Annotated in this window: 2 protein-coding genes and 1 tRNA gene; all 3 read right to left on the bottom strand. The window is 72.6% G+C overall.

What is annotated here, in order from left to right:
- Window positions 1-18: 18 nt before the first annotated feature.
- The 3 genes from ACFRQN_RS40865 to ACFRQN_RS40855 all read right to left on the bottom strand — a co-directional run bounded on the left by ACFRQN_RS40865 (window position 19) and on the right by ACFRQN_RS40855 (window position 1,028).
- Window positions 19-91, bottom strand: a tRNA-Ala gene (locus tag ACFRQN_RS40865).
- A gap of 186 nt (window positions 92-277) precedes the next feature.
- Window positions 278-406, bottom strand: coding sequence for a DLW-39 family protein (locus ACFRQN_RS40860; protein WP_014137031.1), 129 nt, complete (start codon window positions 404-406; stop codon window positions 278-280).
- Between the two features lie 259 nt (window positions 407-665).
- Window positions 666-1,028, bottom strand: a complete 363-nt coding sequence (locus ACFRQN_RS40855) for a DUF6191 domain-containing protein (protein WP_117488751.1) — start codon at window positions 1,026-1,028, stop codon at window positions 666-668.
- Between the last annotated feature and the right edge of the window lie 223 nt (window positions 1,029-1,251).

Here is a 1,251-nt window from a genome sequence, read left to right as displayed (position 1 = left end):
GGCTACTGCTGTGGGCTGTGGAGCATAGGAGACTCGAACTCCTGACATCTGCCTTGCAAAGGCAGCGCTCTACCAACTGAGCTAATGCCCCTCGACGGCACCGCGCGCGTGCCAGCGGGCACTAGCGTACCGGTTTCCGGCGCGATTCCCAGCGCCGTCCCCCCGGAACGGTGCCGTTCCAAGGGGTCGGCCGGTCCGGTTCGTCGACCGGGCCGGCCGGCCCGGGAGGCGCCGACGGGCGCCTCCGGAGTTCGTCGATCGTCAGATCGCCGGGGGCTCAGCGACCGGCCGGGACCGGGTCGGTGGCCTCGGTCCACAGGTCCTGCTCGGCGCGGTCCGCCTGGACCTGACGGTAGACAAAGAAGCCGCCGAGGGCGACCAGGGCGACCAGGAGAAGCTTCTTCACCGCGGGACCTCGTCCTTCTTGCGTTGGTGGACTCAAGAGCCGGATCCGGCCGGACTGACCGGGCCGACGAGTCCAGTTGTGTTTCGAGCGCGAACGGGCGGCCGGGTGCCAGACTGCCCTTGCGGCCGATGATACACACCGGTGTCCCAATCGTGACCAGCCACCGGTGCGGCCAACCCGGCGGTCCGGTCCCAGGATTGACGCCGCACCTCCTGGCGGGCGGTCCGACCGTGCCCGGACCGTCCCGCGCGCCCGCGGATCAGACCCGGCCCGCCGAGCCGTCCGCGGGTCCGCCCGCCGTCCCGTCCGCCGGGCGGCCCGGCGCCACCACCACGGCGGTGCCGTTCGCCAGGTCCACCCTGGTCCGCGGCGGCGCCCCCTCGCCCTCCTCGTCCCGCAGCATCAGGGTGCTGCGACGTTCGTCCAGCTCGTGCTGCTTGCCCGCGGCGAACTGCGCGTGCAGCTGCTCGAACCCGGTGGCCGAGATCTGCCCCTCCCGGCCCGTCCCCCGCCAGGGCACCCAGCGGGCGCGGCGCGCCCGCAGTGCCAGTTGATCGAGCGCGGCCAGCACCACCAGGGCGCAGACCAGTCCGGGGATGCTCATCGCCCAGAACACCGCCATGCCGTCACCAACCCTCCACCGTCCCTCCCCCGAGAACCGTCGGGAGGGGCGCGCGGTTCCCGGCCCGGCGGCGGGAATGCGGCGGGCACGCGGCCGGACGCGCGGAGGCAGCGCGGCGGGAAACGCCGAAGGGCCCGGAGTGGATCACTCCGGGCCCTTCGGGGAGGTGGGCCTAACAGGACTTGAACCTGTGGCCTCTTCCTTATCAGGGAAGCGCTCTAAC

This window comes from Kitasatospora sp. NPDC056800 (assembly GCF_042789775.1).
Lineage (GTDB): Bacteria > Actinomycetota > Actinomycetes > Streptomycetales > Streptomycetaceae > Kitasatospora.
This window is presented reverse-complemented; position numbering and strand designations above follow the sequence as displayed.

Coding starts and splice junctions, on each gene's coding strand:
- ACFRQN_RS40855 (WP_117488751.1), bottom strand. CDS start 1,028: ATGGCGGTGTTCTGGGCGATGAGCATCCCCGGACTGGTCTGCGCCCTG.